Origin of the sequence: Paenibacillus sp. RC334 (assembly GCF_030034735.1) — a bacterium.
Taxonomy (GTDB): domain Bacteria; phylum Bacillota; class Bacilli; order Paenibacillales; family Paenibacillaceae; genus Paenibacillus; species Paenibacillus terrae_A.
This window is the reverse complement of record NZ_CP125370.1, coordinates 5,510,293-5,527,332: the sequence shown is the minus strand read 5'-3', so window position 1 is coordinate 5,527,332 and position 17,040 is coordinate 5,510,293. Positions and strand designations below refer to the sequence as shown.

Annotated in this window: 11 protein-coding genes; 5 read left to right on the top strand and 6 right to left on the bottom strand. The window is 47.4% G+C overall.

Annotated elements, in window-relative coordinates; translation table 11 throughout:
- Positions 1 to 43: 43 nt before the first annotated feature.
- The 3 genes from QMK20_RS25355 (at position 44) to QMK20_RS25345 (ending at position 3,568) form a co-directional block, all read left to right on the top strand.
- The gene (locus tag QMK20_RS25355; RefSeq protein ID WP_283653791.1) at positions 44 to 688 is read left to right on the top strand and encodes an SDR family oxidoreductase; all 645 of its coding nucleotides are present in this window, start codon (positions 44 to 46) and stop codon (positions 686 to 688) included.
- A gap of 167 nt (positions 689 to 855) precedes the next feature.
- The gene (locus QMK20_RS25350) at positions 856 to 1,569 is read left to right on the top strand and encodes an MBL fold metallo-hydrolase (protein WP_283653790.1); all 714 of its coding nucleotides are present in this window, start codon (positions 856 to 858) and stop codon (positions 1,567 to 1,569) included.
- Between the two features lie 274 nt (positions 1,570 to 1,843).
- Positions 1,844 to 3,568, top strand: a complete 1,725-nt coding sequence (locus QMK20_RS25345) for a glycosyltransferase 87 family protein (protein ID WP_283656343.1) — start codon at positions 1,844 to 1,846, stop codon at positions 3,566 to 3,568.
- A gap of 134 nt (positions 3,569 to 3,702) precedes the next feature.
- On the opposite strand, the gene QMK20_RS25340 is transcribed toward QMK20_RS25345, so the two are convergent.
- The 4 genes from QMK20_RS25340 to QMK20_RS25325 all read right to left on the bottom strand — a co-directional run bounded on the left by QMK20_RS25340 (position 3,703) and on the right by QMK20_RS25325 (position 7,108).
- Positions 3,703 to 4,407 carry a Crp/Fnr family transcriptional regulator gene (locus tag QMK20_RS25340; protein ID WP_044644423.1) on the bottom strand — a complete coding sequence of 235 codons (705 nt, stop codon included), beginning with the start codon at positions 4,405 to 4,407 and terminating at the stop codon, positions 3,703 to 3,705.
- Positions 4,408 to 4,468: 61 nt separating this feature from the next.
- The gene (rd, locus tag QMK20_RS25335; RefSeq protein ID WP_283653789.1) at positions 4,469 to 4,639 is read right to left on the bottom strand and encodes a rubredoxin; all 171 of its coding nucleotides are present in this window, start codon (positions 4,637 to 4,639) and stop codon (positions 4,469 to 4,471) included.
- A 2-nt stretch (positions 4,640 to 4,641) separates the two neighbouring features.
- Positions 4,642 to 5,835: an NAD(P)/FAD-dependent oxidoreductase gene (locus QMK20_RS25330; RefSeq protein WP_283653788.1), complete on the bottom strand. Its 1,194-nt coding sequence runs from the start codon at positions 5,833 to 5,835 to the stop codon at positions 4,642 to 4,644.
- 37 nt (positions 5,836 to 5,872) lie between these two features.
- Entirely contained in the window at positions 5,873 to 7,108 is a 1,236-nt protein-coding gene (locus QMK20_RS25325; RefSeq protein WP_283653787.1) for an FprA family A-type flavoprotein, read from the bottom strand.
- Between the two features lie 255 nt (positions 7,109 to 7,363).
- Here QMK20_RS25325 and QMK20_RS25320 point away from each other — a divergent pair, with 255 nt between their 5' ends.
- Together QMK20_RS25320 and QMK20_RS25315 are read left to right on the top strand one after the other, a co-directional pair.
- Positions 7,364 to 7,705 carry a cupin domain-containing protein gene (locus tag QMK20_RS25320; RefSeq protein ID WP_283653786.1) on the top strand — a complete coding sequence of 114 codons (342 nt, stop codon included), beginning with the start codon at positions 7,364 to 7,366 and terminating at the stop codon, positions 7,703 to 7,705.
- 117 nt (positions 7,706 to 7,822) lie between these two features.
- Positions 7,823 to 8,596: a class I SAM-dependent methyltransferase gene (locus tag QMK20_RS25315; RefSeq protein ID WP_283653785.1), complete on the top strand. Its 774-nt coding sequence runs from the start codon at positions 7,823 to 7,825 to the stop codon at positions 8,594 to 8,596.
- Between the two features lie 133 nt (positions 8,597 to 8,729).
- On the opposite strand, the gene QMK20_RS25310 is transcribed toward QMK20_RS25315, so the two are convergent.
- Both QMK20_RS25310 and QMK20_RS25305 read right to left on the bottom strand, forming a co-directional pair.
- Positions 8,730 to 14,726, bottom strand: coding sequence for a leucine-rich repeat protein (locus tag QMK20_RS25310; RefSeq protein WP_283653784.1), 5,997 nt, complete (start codon positions 14,724 to 14,726; stop codon positions 8,730 to 8,732).
- On the bottom strand, positions 14,680 to 16,875 hold the full coding sequence (locus tag QMK20_RS25305; protein ID WP_283653783.1) for a S8 family serine peptidase: 2,196 nt from the start codon (positions 16,873 to 16,875) through the stop codon (positions 14,680 to 14,682). Before QMK20_RS25305 ends, QMK20_RS25310 begins: the two co-directional genes overlap by 47 nt.
- Between the last annotated feature and the right edge of the window lie 165 nt (positions 16,876 to 17,040).

Genomic DNA, 17,040 nt, shown 5'->3' with positions numbered 1-17,040 from the left:
CTGTATAATGTAGATGAGAGACTGCGAATACAGGAGGGATATTGTGAACGTACTGGTGATTGGCGCAAATGGAAAAGTAGGCAGACATCTTGTTCGTCTGCTGGGTGAAAATGACTCGCATCGCGTAAAGGCGTTGATTCGCAATCAGGATCAGGCTGAAGCGCTTGAACGTTTGGGTGCGGAAACGGTGATCGCTGATCTCGAAGGAACGGTTGACGACATTGCCGCAGCCGTAAAGGGTAGCGATGCTATCGTATTCACGGCAGGTTCCGGTGGCAAAACAGGCGCGGACAAAACCCTGCTTATCGACCTCGATGGAGCAGTCAAGGCTATGGAAGCTGCCAAGCAGGCAGGCATTCACCGCTTCATTATGGTCAGCGCAAGGCATGCGGAGAATCGGGAGCAATGGCCTGAGTCGATTAAGCCGTATTACGTGGCAAAGCATTATGCAGATCGCTTGCTGGAAGCGAGTAATCTGGATTACACGATCCTTCGTCCGGGTGGATTGACAGATGATCCCGGTATCGGAAAGGTCGCTACGGGAGATGATTCTTCCGTTAGCACCATTTCCCGTGAGGATGTAGCGGCAGTAGTGGTAGCGGCACTGGATGAACGGCAGACGTATCACCGTGCGATTAATCTGGCGTCAGGCAGCACGCCCATTGCTGAGGCTGTCCAGCAGGGTTGATGGATTTAGGAGCATTCACATCATAGTTGGAGAGAGGCAGACCAGGGATGTTATTCCGGGTCTGCCTTTTTGCTGCGGAATATCTGCGAAAAGATTTGTTTAAAACTAATGATATTATTTATAATACTAATATAATTAGTTTTAAACGAGATGAGGAGATGAGATGGATGCGTGTTGTTCAGGTGCAGCATGTAGTTCAATTGACGTTTCTGCCGAGACTGTTCCCGGTGAACTGCTATTTGGTGCAGGAAAAGGAGGGGCTAACATTGATAGATGCCGGACTTCCTTATAGTGCAGATGGTATCGAGAAGGCTGTTGCGCGGATGGGGCAGCCAATCCTACGAATTGTACTTACTCATGCCCATGAGGATCATGTGGGTGCACTGGATAGGTTGAAGGCACGGCATCCGGATGTGCAAGTATTCATTTCCAGACGGGATGCGCGGCTGTTAAAGGGCGATGTATCGCTGGATACGGGTGAACCGAATACTCCGATTCGGGGCAGTGTGCCCAAAAACATCCGTACACAGCCTGACGTTCTGCTGCAAGAAGGGGATCATGTGGGTTCGTTGCTGGCGATCAGCGCACCGGGACATACGCCAGGCTCGATGGCATTTTTGGACACTCGTACCCGTGCATTGATTGCAGGCGATGCCCTCCAGGTCCGAGGCGGCGTTGCGGTGTCAGGGAGGCTTAAGCCGCTGTTTCCATTTCCCGCACTGGCCACCTGGAACAGGGAAATTTCACTGGAAAGCGCCAAAAAGCTGGCGCGATTCAAGCCATCTCTACTGGCTGTCGGACATGGCAACCTGCTTGAACATCCACAGGACTCAATCGAACGGGCCATTCAGGAGATGGAGCGGCAATTTGTGAAGAAATGATTCTGTATTCAGCCAACTTTCAGCCAGAACTCACGATGCCCTCAGCTATGACAGATACAATATGAGGAAAATAGATACAGAGAGAGGTGCATCGGATTTGAACGTGCGGAAAGAGAACCGCCTGAAATATATACTTCTGTTCAGTCTCATATTGTGTGCTGTGGTTAGTGTGGTTTCGTTATGGAGTTATTCTGGCAGCTCGGCATCCCAGTCTGCTGCTATTAGACAGGGCCCGTCCGGCGGATTTGGAGGAGGCGGCGGACCCGGTAGAGGCATGGGAGCGCCGGGGCAACGCCCCTCGAACGGACAGAGCGCTGGAAATCGTGGAGCAGGAAATGTAGGGCAGGATACCCGCTCCAATTCGACATCGACGGATACCATGGACAGCTCTGACGGTAAGAGTCAAGGTACGACAGGCCAATCTGCCGATTCATCCACCCAAGGTACATCGACATCGGGTGATAAAGGTACAACGGCCGGGAATGACACATCTACCTCCGGAGGCAACGGTGCTGTCAGAGACGGGCAACAGCGAGGTCCGGGCGGTATGTCCGGTAACGGCGGCCCTGGTATGAGCATGGGCGGACCCGGCGGTGGTATGAGTGGTGGAAGAGGCGGACAGTCTTCATCTGCTTATGCGACTCCGCTGGCGATCTTTGCCGCTTTGTTCTTCGGTGCGTTTGTATTCATTGTGTACCGTTTTCGGGCCAGTGTATGGAAGATCGGGGAACGTAACCGGGGGCTGATGTTATGGACCGTGCTTGGCGTGGGATTCTTTTTAAGAATGGCGATAGCGCCGTGGATTTCGGGGCACATGGATTTAATGCTATTCCGTAACTGGGCTACAACGGCAGCGGACAGCTTAACGGGATTTTACACGAACGGATCAAGTGATTATCCGCCGTTCTATATTTATATTTTATATGTGATCGGTAAAATCGGCTCTACGGACGCTTTCAGTCCCTATATGTCCGTGCTGCTACGGCTTCCGAATATATTAGCCGATATCGCGACAGCGTACATGCTGTATCGGTTGGCGAGCAAACGAGTCGGCTTTGGAATCAGCATCGGGCTGGCATTGTTCTATGTATTTAACCCGGCGGTATTTATCAATTCGACCTTCTGGGGACAAGTAGATTCATTCTTTACATTGCTGATTGTGGGTATGGTTGTGTTGTTGGTGGAAAACAGAGTAGGATGGTCCACCGTATTGTTTACGATAGCGGTGTTGATGAAGCCACAGGGGATTATTTATGGCCCGATTCTGTTCTTCGAGCTGCTGAGACAACGCAAAGTACAACCTTGGTTGCTGGCTGTAGGTGCAGCGGTTGTGACGACAATTCTGGTCGTGCTGCCATTTTCATGGGGGCAGGAGCCATTATGGCTGCTTGATTTATACAAAGGAACGGTTGGTGAGTATCCGTATGCTTCTGTGAACGCATATAATTTCTTCGCACTGATTGGTGGCAACTACACGCAGGACACAACGACGTTGTTCCTGTTCAGCTACCACACATGGGGCATGATCGGCATTGTGTTGGTGACTTTGTTTACGTGGTGGATGTATGCATGCAGTGGCAAACCAGAGTTTGTGGCCGCGGCTGCACTGGTGCAGATTGCGGGTGTGTTCACCTTCGCTTCCAGCATGCATGAACGGTATCTGTTCCCGGCCGCGGCGTTGGCAGTGCTGGCGTATCTGTATTTGCGGGACCGGAGATTTTTATGGCTTGCGGGTGGATTCAGTCTCACGATTTTCCTGAACACCTTCGATATTTTCTATAGCTCGAACTCTCAGGACAGCTATGGAGTTATTCTATGTGTGACCTCGTTGTTGAACGTGCTGCTGTTTGGATATCTGGTCAAAGTGGTATGGGATTGCTCCAAGTCCGCCACGATTCAGGCCAAGTCCGCCGAGGACACGGCTGCACCGGAGCTTCCTTCTGGGAAGCACGTATGGGGAGCGTCTCCCCAAGGTGTGAACACAACGATTGAAAGATAGCCCATTATATAGGGTGAAAAAAAGGAAACCGCCCTTTGGCGAAATGGAAGTGGCAGGTATACCAGCCATAAACCATTAAGCCAAAGAAGCGGCTTTTTTGTTGCTCTTCATGCCAGAACAACATTGGATGTACCTCAATCCATATATTCGTTCAGTTTCTGTACATCGCAAATGGTAATCTCTCGTGTACCCTTAATATGAATAATCCCCAGCTGTTCAAATTTTGCGAATTTGCGACTGATGGTTTCGCGTGTGACACCCACATAATTAGCCATTTCTTCGCGTGAAAGGGGGAGATTTATTTTAATGTAGGAGCCGTCCGGTTTTCCGTATTTATGCCCAAGCTCAAGAATCATATAAGCGATACGGATTTCCGGGTCTTTGGTAGCCAGGCTTTGAGCCAGCTTTTCGGTATGTGCCAAGCGTTTAGTAATGGTTTTGAGAAGCTTCAAAGAGATATCGGGATTGTTGTGAATCAACTGCTCCATATCATCCTTGGTGAGCATACAAATATCAGTATCTTTTAAGGCATACGCACTAAAGTTACTCAGCTCATCGCTGTTAAATATGTTCAACTCGCCAAAAAAATCGCCAGTTGTCAGAATGTGCAGAATTTGTTCTTTGCCCTGAGGTGTCATTTTCAGAAGCTTGACATGCCCGCTTTTAATAATGTACAGCGTATCGGATGCTTGTTCCTCGATAATCAAGGCCTCGCCTTTCTGATATTTCCGGTGTCGGATCATGGAGCTGACCTTACACAAATCTTCGCAGGACAAAGAGGAAAAGATAGGCACTTTGCGGGCACAGGGCTCCTTTTCGCACTGGCAGGGGCAGGACATCTCATTCACATTCATTCACTCCATTCATAAACCGGAAACTAAAAAGTATAGTGCGTTCTTGTTATTCTGTATCATCTATTGGGGAAAAATGGCTTTGATCCTCACCGCAGACTGGACAAACCCAGTCTTCCGGAAGGTCCTCAAACGCTGTACCGGGCATAATGTCTTCATCGGGGTCCCCCAAAGCAGGATCATAAATGTATCCACAGGGTTGACATACATATTTTTTCATCTTTAGCTCTCCTTGTCACCAAAAATTTTTGTAAGCTCTGGCGCGTCCGGTTTGAGTCCCTGAATGATGGCTGTTTTGTATGGAAGTGAAGTGAGGGCATCCCCAAAACCGATCACGCCGCAGATAGAGTCGTTTTGTATGAACATTCGTGTATAAGAAGCTTGATTTTCACTGGTCAGGCTGGTGTCGCATTCCTGTTCATTTACTAGGCCAATGGAAAAGAGAGGGGATTCATAGCTGTTCGATAGAGTTACAGGGATGGGACGCTGATAGCTGACGGATGCACCCGTCATATTAGCTCCTGCTACTTTTCCTTGCTCTATAGCACTTTCCCATAATCCATCCACTCTATTGTGAAACTCGGCTACATCACCTGCCGCATATATATTGGCGAAGCTGGTTTCCATCTGTGCATTCACCAGAATGCCGTGTCCAATATCAAGACCGATTTGGCGAGCGAGTTCAGTATTAGGTACAATTCCGATAGAATACACGACATGCCCGCAGGGAATAACAGAGCCGTCCTGAAGTTCTACACCTTCTACATGATCTGTGCCTGTAATACGCTTTACGCCTTGTCCAAGGCTTACCTTCGTGCCCCGTTCAGTAATCCGATGGGTCAAAATAGAAGAGGCCTTCTCATCTAGCTGGCGTGGCATAAGCCGGTGCGAAGCTTCCAAAATGGTTACAGCATACCCGGCTTGCTGGAAGGACCAGGCGGTTTCTATGCCCTGAATACCACCGCCGATGATACATATCCGGTCTCCTTTCTGCAATTCCGTTTTAAGTCTGTCTGCATCTTGTCGAAAACGGATATTGTGAACATTCCTTAGTGAAGCTCCGTCCAGTAAAAGCTTACGGTTGTGGGCTCCTGTACACAGCAGTAACTTGTCATAAGCAACGATTTGCCCGTTTGCTGTTTCAATGGTGCAGTCCTCTGCATGTATCGCGGTGACCTTTATGCCGGAATAAACATTAATTCGTTGATTGGCAAACCATTTTTCCTTTTTGATCAGGATTTTGTCGCTGTGCAAGTCAGTGAATAATCCCTTGGAAAGCTTGACTCTGTTATACGGAAGGGATGTTTCTTCCCCGTAAATAGAAATTTCGGCTAGCTCATCATGATCTCTAATCGCTTTCGCCGCGTTGACGGCGGCAACGCTGCCTCCGATAATAACGTAATGTTGGTTACCCATTCAGCATCTCTCCTATTTCGCTATACGCTGCCTTTGTTCAAATGACGCTAAGCAGTAAATCTGAGACAAATTCAGCGGCATTTTTAATTTTCTTTACTTTTTCATCTTCTGTAGGAGAGAAGCGAATGCGTACCGGGAATTCCACATGCGTCATACCAGTCGACTTGATGACATCAGAAGTGCTTTGGACCTTCATATTGGTACCGATTAAGTAATCCTGTACGACTTCAATGGCTTCCCCGCTCCAGCCGTAGGAACCAAAGGCAGCGGCAAGCTTACCTTCCAGATTCATCTTTTGCATTTTTTGCAGCAGGTCTTCCAGCTTGCCCGTCATGTCCGCATATTTGGTAGAGCTACCGACGAAAACAGCATCCGCTGAGGCAATACTATTCAATATCTCCGTTTCATCCGCCTTATCTACATCCCATAGCTCCACCCTGATTTGGTTTTCCAAAAAGCAGTCTTTCAGGATGTTTGCCATTTTTTTAGTATTATTTTTTAAAGTGGCATAGACAATCGCTACTTTTTTATCATCCTTAGTTTCGGTACTCATAGAGGCGTACAAATCAATAAACTTGGCAATGTCATGTCGGATCGCGAAGCCGTGGGAAGGAGCAATCATCTCAATATCCAGGTCAGAAACAGCTTCGATTAATGTACGCACATATCTGCGATGCGGATGAATAATAGCCTGATAGTATCCGATAAAGTCCTCGGTAATATCAAAACCCGCCTCATCGGCAAATAGATGCTCTACAGCCACGTGTGTACTGAAAATATCACAAGGGAACAAGATTTTATCTTCTATGCAGTACGTAATCATGGTTTCTTCCGTATGGAGGTAAGGTGTTTCCTTGAACAGCAGCGTCTTGCCTCCAATATCCAGTTGATCCCCGTCCTTGATCACCAGGAAGTTGCGATGCTGAAGCTTGTACATTTGTTGAATTTCCGGAACAGCAATCTCAGTGCAGACAATCGTAGCGTTCGTTGCTTTGGAAGCAAGTGCTGCCAATCCGCCCGAATGATCTGGTTCCGTGTGATTGACGATAATATATTGAATGTCCAGCGGATCAATCAATTCGGTTACAGCTTCGGCAAATTCCCTGCCAAACGCCATATCCACGGTATCCACAATGGTTGGTTTTCCAGTTTTCAATAGATATGCATTATAGGTTGTACCCTTAGATAGTAGAAGACGATGAAAGGGAACCTCGCGATTATCAATTTTTCCTACCCAATAAATATCCTTTGCCAGTTGAAATCCGGGCTTCATAGGAACAACCTCCTGCTTGTTTTTGTTTGTCTAACACCATTCGATTCTAGTTGGATGTGTCGATGGAAAAGAGGATTGAAATCAAATTTTTGAATATTTAAAAGTATTTTTTACTTAAATTTATATTTGTGATTGCAATCACAAGGCGAGCGTAATAATCAAATACAATAAGACCATATAGATTGAAACCTGAGAACATGCCAGGTATCCAATCCATCATAGGCAAATCAATTTCAAACAGGAGAGTGAACCTACATGAAGAAATCAAACCTCATTCAGTTTCAGGAATATAAAGAAGCTGCGTTTACAAAACGAATTGTGCATAAGGAAGCCGACAATGTAATTTTTATTCTCAACTTTACTCCTAATGCTGAGCTGCCAACACATAATCATCCAGGAGCGAATGTTTATTTGCTTGTTCTTGAAGGTACCGGTACTGTAACTGTGAATGGTGAAGAAACGGAAGTTGTCCAAGGGGATATGATCCATGTTACAGGAGATGAGCGCTTTTCCTATCGCGGTGGTGCGGAGGCGAATTCCAGCCTGCATGTGGTGTTGATCAAAACGCCAAGTGAAAGCTATGCGCAAAATATATAAAGAGGGTACATCACCGTAGCTATATAAATTATAAAAATAAAAAGTGTTAAATTTTTTTACGCATATATTGATAATGAATATCATTATCAAATTATTGAAAAGAGGTGTTTGTGGCCGATGCAGACAGTAGATTACACACAGGTGCCAGGGCACTGGATATTGGCAAGTCTCGGTAAGCGCGTGCTCAGGCCCGGAGGGTTGAAAACGACACGCTGGATGATAGAAGGGCTTGACGTAACCGGGAAAGATGAGGTTATTGAGTTTGCTCCCGGATTGGGCATAACTGCCCAAATGACACTGCAACTGAATCCCCGCCGTTATATTGCGATTGAACAGAATGAGAAGGCGGCTTCTATCGTGAAAACGTATGTAAGTGGAGCAAACCGGGAAGTGATTATTGCCGATGCTGAACAGGTTCCGTTGCCGGATGCCTCTGCGACGGTGGTATATGGGGAAGCTATGCTGACTATGCAGACAAGGGTCAAGAAAGCACAGATTATTTCGGAAGCCAAACGACTTCTGAAACCGGGCGGGAAGTATGCTATTCATGAGATGTGCTTAGCTTCAAATGATATTGAGCCTGAGCTCAGAAAGCAGATTTACAAGGATTTAGCTGTAGCCATGAGAGTTAATGCGACACCGTTGACGGTACTGGAATGGGAACAGCTGCTGAAAGAGGAAGGCTTTAAGGTTGTTAAAATCTATACGGTTCCCATGCACTTACTGCATCTGCCACGTATCATTCAGGATGAGGGCTGGTTGAGATTTGGCAAAATTGCCTTTAACCTTATGCGAAACCGCGCTGCCCGAGCTAGAGTTATGGGTATGCGCAAACAATTTGTAAAGCACGCCGACCATCTGCAAGCGGTCAGTATAATCGCTGAGCGATAGTCTGAAGTCCCGAATAGGAGAATAATGAAGCTTTTTTGGGCAAATAGGAATAAAGGAGACGAAACCCCAATCAGGGATTCGTCTCCTTTTGTGAATGTGCTGCTATGTCAGACTAAATTTATTTTTGAAGATTTTAATTTTGGTTATAGATTCTGTACAGGAATACGGCAGCCTCGGCACGAGTAGTTGGTGCTTTCGGAGCTATTTTGCCGTCTGATCCTGTAATGAGACCTTCCTGCACCAGCGCAGCCAAGCTTGCAGCAGCATAATTGGCGATGTCTGCGCGATCACTGAAGGATTCGAGTGCAGCCGTCGAAGATGTAATCGCCAGTTTATTTGCTTTTTGCAGGGCTTTGTCCGTCAAGACCATCATATCCTGTCTGGATATAGGTGCATTGGGATTAAATTTGTTGTCACCGGAGCCGCCTGCGATACCCAGTTTTTTGGCTATGCCTGCTGCTTCGTAGTAATAGCTTCCTTGCTTAACATCGGCGAAGTTGCTATCGAAGCTTGTGGTCAGTCCCAGTGTTTTCACCAATAGTGTCAGATATTCCGCCCGTGTGATCTTGTCCGCAGGGGAGAATTTAGTATCCGTTGTGCCATTGATGACTCCTTTGGAAGACAGCACCTCAATTTGTTTCTTGGCCCAAGCATATTGACTCAAATCCTGGAAGGATTTTTCGACATAGGCTACAGCGAATTGGCTAAAATGATGAGTGGTGAAGCTGACTTGTCCAGTTACCGCATCATATTTTCCTGAAGTCACCGGAGTTGCATGACCTGCTGCATCTACATATTGGATGACTATATGCTCTGGATTTTTCAGCTCGGCTGCTGTAGGTGTATAAGGAATAGCTACAGTTACAGCTGCATTGTTGTTACTCCAAGGCAATAGCTTGCCGTTTGCTTTCAGGTTCAGTTCAACGACAGGGCGAGTACCCATGTCGGACTTCGCTTGTGCATCCAGCTTGTTTTTGCTGCCGGAGCTTAATTCGAGCGTGATGTTTTGTGCACCTGCTGCTCCAGCCGTTCCAAGCATGTTACCTGGCAGGGTTACAACCGCGATACCCGTTTTGATTTTAATGGCACGGGAAGCATCCGCTGCGGTTACAAAGCTTGCTGGCAGTGTCAGCTCATAGGATTTCGCTTGATTGGATTCCACGGTGACCTCTACAGTTTTCATTCCTTTGCCATCCGCTTGGGATGTGGCGAAGGCATTGTTCAGGAAGTCAGAATCCATCGTTATCGTAGCTACACCTGTGCTGGTGTTCAGCTTGGTACTAAATGATTCAATGGCATTACCCTTGGCATCCAACACGCGGACAGACGAGGCTGTGCTCGGTGTCCCGGTTGTGGAGCTGCCGCTGGAACTGCTACCAGCACCGCTAATAGCAGTACCACTGCCTGTGCTAGTATCAGGGCTAGAATCCGTATCCGTGCTGTCGTCGTCATCTTTGTTGCTGCTTGTGTCAGAAATGTTAATCATCAATATAGCATCGTTGCCCTTATCGAATTGTACTTCCAACGGAAGGTTGCCCTTCGGCTGTGTTGCCAGATACTCTTTCTTAATCGTGAGCACATCCTGGTTTACGGTGTAAGCCGCTTCTCCAATGGATGCCCCTTCCAGCTTGATATCTGTAATAGACGATGCACTGTTCCAGGTGATGGTCGTTTCTACATCTGCCTGATTGCTCGCTTTTTTGTCAAAGCTGGCTGTTTTCGGGCTAATGCTTGCATCTACCTCCACAGGATTTTGGATGGCCCGAATGGTCAATACCGCTTTGTCTCCAAAGTCAAAGAGCAACTCAACACTGACGGTGTCGCCTTCTTTCAGATTTAAGCCGGAAAGGAAGCCTTTTTTCAGCGTCAGAGTATTTCCGTTAACGGTATAATCATGACCTTGGATCAGAGCGTCCCTGTCATAAACAGCTTCTGTGACACTTCGGCTAGGACCTTGGTTCACTCCATAGACCGCTTGTGTGACGCTATGGGCTTCGTTCCAGGTAATTTCCGTGGTCACATCCATTGGATGGTCAAGGTCAAAGTTGTGGGTTGTTGGACTGATCGTGGCCGGAATGGCCGAAATAATCACTTCACCCGACGCCAGCACCTCTATTTGCCGGGTACCGGTTTTGCTTACTCCGGTTTCATCCTTCGCATCTGCATAAACGATATACTTGCCGGCCTGTGGAGTCGGCCACTGGTAGGCATTGCCTGCAGAATAAGTGTCGAGCGTTACAGTCTGCTGTGTACTTTCATTCCACGCCCGGAAGGAGTACGATTTGTTCCCGATCCCCCCAGTAGCCTCAGCACTCAAAGCAATGGTGCCTTCTGAAGCTTCATGATTGGCTTTTAAATGTACGGATAATGGCGTATACACCTTAAATGGAATGGAGTTGCTTCCGGCGTACTCTTCTGCCGCAGAACCCTGCCAACCGTAAAGGGTAAGATCTGTCGTATCATTAAACGCTCCCCAGCCGATGTTGGACACGCCTTCGCCCAAAATCACCACTCTGAGGTTGGGGGAGCCGACAAAGGCAAAGCCTCCGAGTGTAGTATTACTGTCCAAAATGGCGACTGACTTCAAATGATTGGAGAAAGCGAAAGCCCAGTCGTTAATTTTCGTTAGGTTGCTTCCCAACACAAGTGATTCGATGCCTGTATCGGAAAAAGCAAAGCTTCCGATTTCCGTCAAGCTGTCAGGCAGTTTAACAGATTTCAGATTGCTGGTTCTGCTAAAGGCAGAAGTACCAATGGTCAGCAATCCCTCAGGAAATTGGATGTCTGTAAGGAACTGTGCCCTTTGGAAAGCATAATTACTGATTTCCTTTACGGTCGCCGGAATTTGATAAGAAGCATCCGGCTTAGCCGCAGGGTATAAAATCAAATTGGTTTTGGCTTTATCCAGCAGCACACCATCTTCACTGGCATAAAAATCATTATCTTGCGCAACATTGACACTCTTGATCATCAGTGAGCTGGCAAAAGGATTACCGCCGATGGAGGTCACGCCTTTTCCAATATTCACAATGGACAGCCGCTCGGAGTTGCCCAGTACATTGCTGCCCAGAGACTGCACTTGATCCGGGAAGGTGATTTCCACCAGACTGCTGTTATATTGGAAGGCATAGTCGCCAATTTTTTTGACTCCCTTGCCAAGATCGATACTGGTCAGCTTGAAGTTATAAGCGAATGCATACGCACCCAGCTCTTCTACCCCATCTCCCAAATTCACTTTTTCCAGCTTGTCGGAGTGGGTAAATGCCGCTTTCCCGATCGTTTTGACGCTGTTGGGAATCGTCAGGGAAAGCAAGCTGACGCTGGAATCAAAGGCCTGATTTCCAATGCTTTGCAGGCCATCCGTAAGCGTGATGGAGCTCAAATTGGCTGCAACATGGAAGGCAAAGTCTTCAATTTTGGTCACGGTGTCAGGAATCGTATAGGCATCTCGGCCGTCTCCAGCGGGATAGCGGACCAAGGTCGTTTTGTCCTTGTTGAAAAGCACCCCGTCCTGACTTGAGAAGGCTGTATTGCCCACAGACACTTCGATATTTTTCAGGCTTGAGCTTTCTGTACTGTCAAATGCCTGCTGTCCCATTTGGGTTACGCCCTTCCCGATGGAAACATTGGCCAGCTTCGCATTTTCGGCAAATGCGGCGTAGCCCAAGGTGGTTACACTGTCCGGAATGACAACAGAAGAGATCAGCGTTTCCGCAAAGCCCCTTTGCCCAATGGTGAGTAGCCCGCTGCCCAATTTGACGGAAGCGATACGACTTCCCCAGAAGGCTTCGTCCCCGATGGAAGTGACGGAGTCCGGTATTTCGACGGATCTGATCGCCGAGGAAGAGAAGGCTGCACGGCCAATCGAGGTCAGATGGCTTGGTAGCTTAATTTCTTTCAAGCTTGTCGTAAGGAAAAATGCATGGTCGCCAATTTCCGTTACATTGTCCGGAATATTAATGGAAACGAGATTACTGGTTTCCCGGAAGGCGCCCTGATTAATTCGGGTTAAACCATCCGGCAGATGCATCGCTTTCAGAGCTGTGTCACGGGCAAAGGCATTATCGCCGATTTCCTTCAACGTGCTTGGCAGCGTAATTTGTTCAAGTTTGGCGAGATCGGAAAAGCTGCTTTCCCCGATCACTTCCAGTCCCTCCGATAAGGTGACAACTTTAAGCTCCTTGTTATAGGCAAATGCCGCCCTGCCGATTTTTTTCACCGAGTCCGGAATCTTCACGGACAAAATATCTTCACGGTAGGCAAAGGCTTCTTCGCCGATTTCCGTCACATGATCTGGAATGACAATGTGGCCGCCAGAGCCGTTATAGCTCGTCAAAACTCCACTCACGATAGTGAATTCGGAGCTGGAGGCTCCCTCTACCATGATTCGGCTGGTGGCGGATTTCCCCGAGGCTGTTGCTGTAATGGTTGCCGTTCCGGCCGCTTTTGCCTTCACCATTCCATTCTGATCCACACTGGCAACGGACTCATTGGAGCTGGTCCAGGTGATCGGACCAGAAACCACTTCGGGATTGGTTGTGGCTTTCAAGGGCTTGTTCGAGCCAACGGTCAGCTTCAACGCAGCCCGGTTCAGCACAATTCCCTGGCCTCCGATCGGTGTGACCGTAACCTGGCTGGAAGCGGACTTTCCATTAGTTGTGGCGGTAATCCTGGCCGTTCCCGCACTTACGCCTGTAACGGCTCCCTCTGTATCTACAGTGGTTATGGCCGGATCAGAGCTTGCCCAGGTAACCGTTTTGTACGTAGCGTTAACTGGCGTAATATTCGCTGTCAGATCCTCGGTTGTACCGACGACTAAGGATAGGGCTTCCTTATCCAGCGTGATGCCCTCCGTTCCAATCGGTTCAAGAACAATACTTGCGCTACTGCTGTTGAATGCATAGTCAAACATGTCTACTTGGATCTTGTCGGTAGGAAGGCCATTATTCGTCAGCTTATCCTTCAGATCGGTGATATCCATGGTCACCGTATTGACGGATGTTCCGTCCGCCAGCTTTTCATCGGCATCCTTGATAGCCACCAGATTGGACAGGGCACCACCATTTTCTGTGGCTAATTGTAATCCGCTGGTATAGTGGTTATCCTTGATAATCATTTTTAAGAACGTCTTACCGTTTTCCTTATAAATGCTGTAATCGGCTAAGGTAGGGCCTGTTTTGTCATAGGCAAAATCAAAGGTCCAGGAATCGGTTCCCTGCCCGTTTGTACCTGCGACTACCCCGGTAACCTTAAAGGCATATATTCCTTCCGGTACCTCGTTATTATTTTGATCCAGTCCGTCAAAGGAAGGCTTATCGTTCAGAAGAGCCTCCGCCCAGCTAACGACACCGGAGCTTACATAATAAAGCGATTTAGGCACTTGCGAATAATCGAATTCCTTGACAATATTCCCGTCTCGGTCTGTAATGGTATATTTCAGGCTTTCCGCATTACGCAAAAGACCTGTTGCCACTCCCAATATTCTGTATGAATTGCCCAGACTTATAGGCGAAATAGCGAATTTCTCCGGCATGACACCCCACTCCTGACCAAGCGCAATGGCTACTTGGTTTTGGCCCAGAAGATACCCTTGACCGGGGTACAAATTATAAGGGGAACTGCCTTTAATAGAGTATCCATCTTTGCCATATTCCGTACCATCGAAAATGCGAGGTTGTCCCCAATCTCCATAGAAGCCGACGAACGGCATGGAGAGGTTCACGCCTTTTTCCGCATTCAGCATAACGAACCCGTCAATAAAGGTTCCGTTTTTAGTAGCCTGATCGAACTGTGCTTTGAGTGCATCCGACAACGTAATTTTCACGGTAACCGTTGCTGTGCCGCGTGCAGGTACGGTTACTTTTCCGTCCGTTACACCGCTGTATTGCACTTGGATGCCTTTGCCAGCATAATCTGTGGAGTGCTGTGAAAAGAGGTTCTTGCCATCCTTCGTCACTATTTTCTCCGATAAAGTGGCCGTATTCAGGTCATAGGTCAACGCCTGATCGGAGATGCTGTGAATATCGAAGGTAAAGGAGTAGACACCTGCCTTGTTGTAGCCCAATTCAGCTTTGGGTCTGTCATTACCCTGTACAGTCAAATAGGCTCCGGTAGTGACTGCTCCGTTCACATTGGCCCAAGCCCGCGCCTTGCTTACGGGGAGAATAATATTGCTGATCCTCGTCCTTGGCTGGATGGGCAGTGCTCATCAGCAGGGTATGTACCAGCTTTTCTCGTTCAATAGGGTCTGAAATATTCAGTTTGCTGGTAACATACTCTTTCACCAAGACTTCGGCTCCGGCGATATGAGGAGATGCCATAGACGTACCGCTCATATTTTCATATTTATTGCCGGGAACGGTAGAGTAGATATTTTCACCGGGTGCAGTGATTTCCGGTTTCAGTTTTAAGTCCGGCGAAACGCCCCATGAAGAAAATTCCGACATTTTATATGCATCCGCATTGGGTGCGTCTGTCTTGAATTTTTCATCCAGCGTCAGTTGTTTATTTGCCAATTCCAACAGATACAGTCCGTCATCCTTGGTAATGGATACGGCTGGAATGTAGTAGGAGCTGATATCCATGTTGGCTCTGCCTGATTCATTATCATAAATAACGGTAGCAACGGCACCAGCAGAATACGCAGCGTCGACCTTTTGCTGGAAGCCTATTTGGTTGCCACGGGACATCAAGGCTATTTTACCTTTTAAATCCCCCGCCTTTTTAATGTCTTCCGCAGTTCCAAAACCGGCATCTACATAATCATATGTACGGTTTAGTGCCTGTATTTTGGGGTCAGCGGCAGTGGAGGTGTCGTTGAATATAATCTTTCGATCCCCTGCCAGAATATAAGGGGCATCTGATGTAGCGGTATTAATCATACTTGCTACGGATAGAGCAGCATCGTATGTGGAAGGAGCAGAAACAATTGAATTGTCAGGCTCGTTCGCATAGGGAAGGTTGGAACCGGACTGATTTTGATAAGCGGCGCTGTAACTGTTTCCAGCAGCTACCACAAGATTGATTCCAGCGTTCGCAATCCTGCTGTACATGTCATCCTTACTTGCTTCCCCGGCTGTGGAAAAGCCTGCATTGGAACCAAGACTCATATTGATGACATCTGCGCCCATTTTAACGGAATCATCCAAGGCGGCAATAATGTCAGCATCCGTGGTGAATCCATTGAGATCATCGAACACCTTCATGATCATTAATTGGGCGTCAGGAGCAATCCCTTTTAATTTATCGCCGTTAGCGGCGATGGTGCCTGCCACATGGGTACCGTGGGCGTTATCAGAACTGGCAGAAGGAATGACATTGGTGTCTTTATCTGCGTAGTCATAGGCGAAAGGAACTTTATCATCCATGTAGACATCATCTATGCTTACTTTGCCTGCAGACATATCGGCACTGCTCAGAATGTCGCTAACCTTTTGGCGGGTGTGTTTCAGGGTCAATGCGGGAGGCATATGCGTGGAAAATGCTTCATGCTTCCAATCCAGACCGGTGTCGATGACAGCTACAGTCGTACCTTTTCCTGTATATCCTGCTGCAATAGCCTCAGGAGAACCGATCATCGCGGAGCTATTGGCCATATAAGTCTCCATAGACTGTTTAGGAACGATTTTTTCATATTTGTTGGCTACCCATGCGTTTTTCACGCCAGGCAATTTTCGAATTTCTTTCAGCTCTTGGTAGTCTACCTTTACCGAAATCGCATTCATAACCATGTAATAATCGTAAATGACTTCTAGTTTGGGGGCCAAGACTTTACTTAAGCCTAAAGCGCCTAACGAAGAGGAGTCTTTGATGGAGAGTGCACGAATCTGGTTTTTTACCGATTCATGCTGGGTTGTGAGGGTACGCTCGCTGCTTCTTAGAGCATTCAGCTGATTGCCGAAAGCTTTGGGGGAAGCACTGGAAATGAGCGGAGCTCCTTGTAATTCCACAATCACGGTTACTTTCCCTGAGGGTTCGTAAGTGGCTTGTGTAACGTTGGTTTCTTCTGATGCTTCATAGGTTGCTTCTGCAACGGATTTCTTGCCTATTCCGCTGTTGTTTAGGGTCCCGTTTTCTAGCTTTTCTTTAAAGCTAGGTTCACTAGGGTCTGCGTTTGCTACTGCACTGGTTGTCTGATCTGTACTAGCCAGTGTAGGTACAACGTTATTCTCATCTGTAGCTGCCGCCGCGAAGCCTAATCCTGCGGCAAACAGGGTGTTGCTTACGAGTAAGGCGATGAGAAAGCCTGCAATCCATTTTTTCTTCCAAACCTTCAGCAATCTTGTTCCCTCCTGAAAATATATTGGTATAGTAAAAAAATCCATTAGGATCCATTGATGTGCATCATCATTCGTCTAAAATGATAATGATTATCATTATCAATATACTTAATAATGATAGAAATAGTCAATATCGAATTTTTTAAATTTAGAGTATTGAAGGAT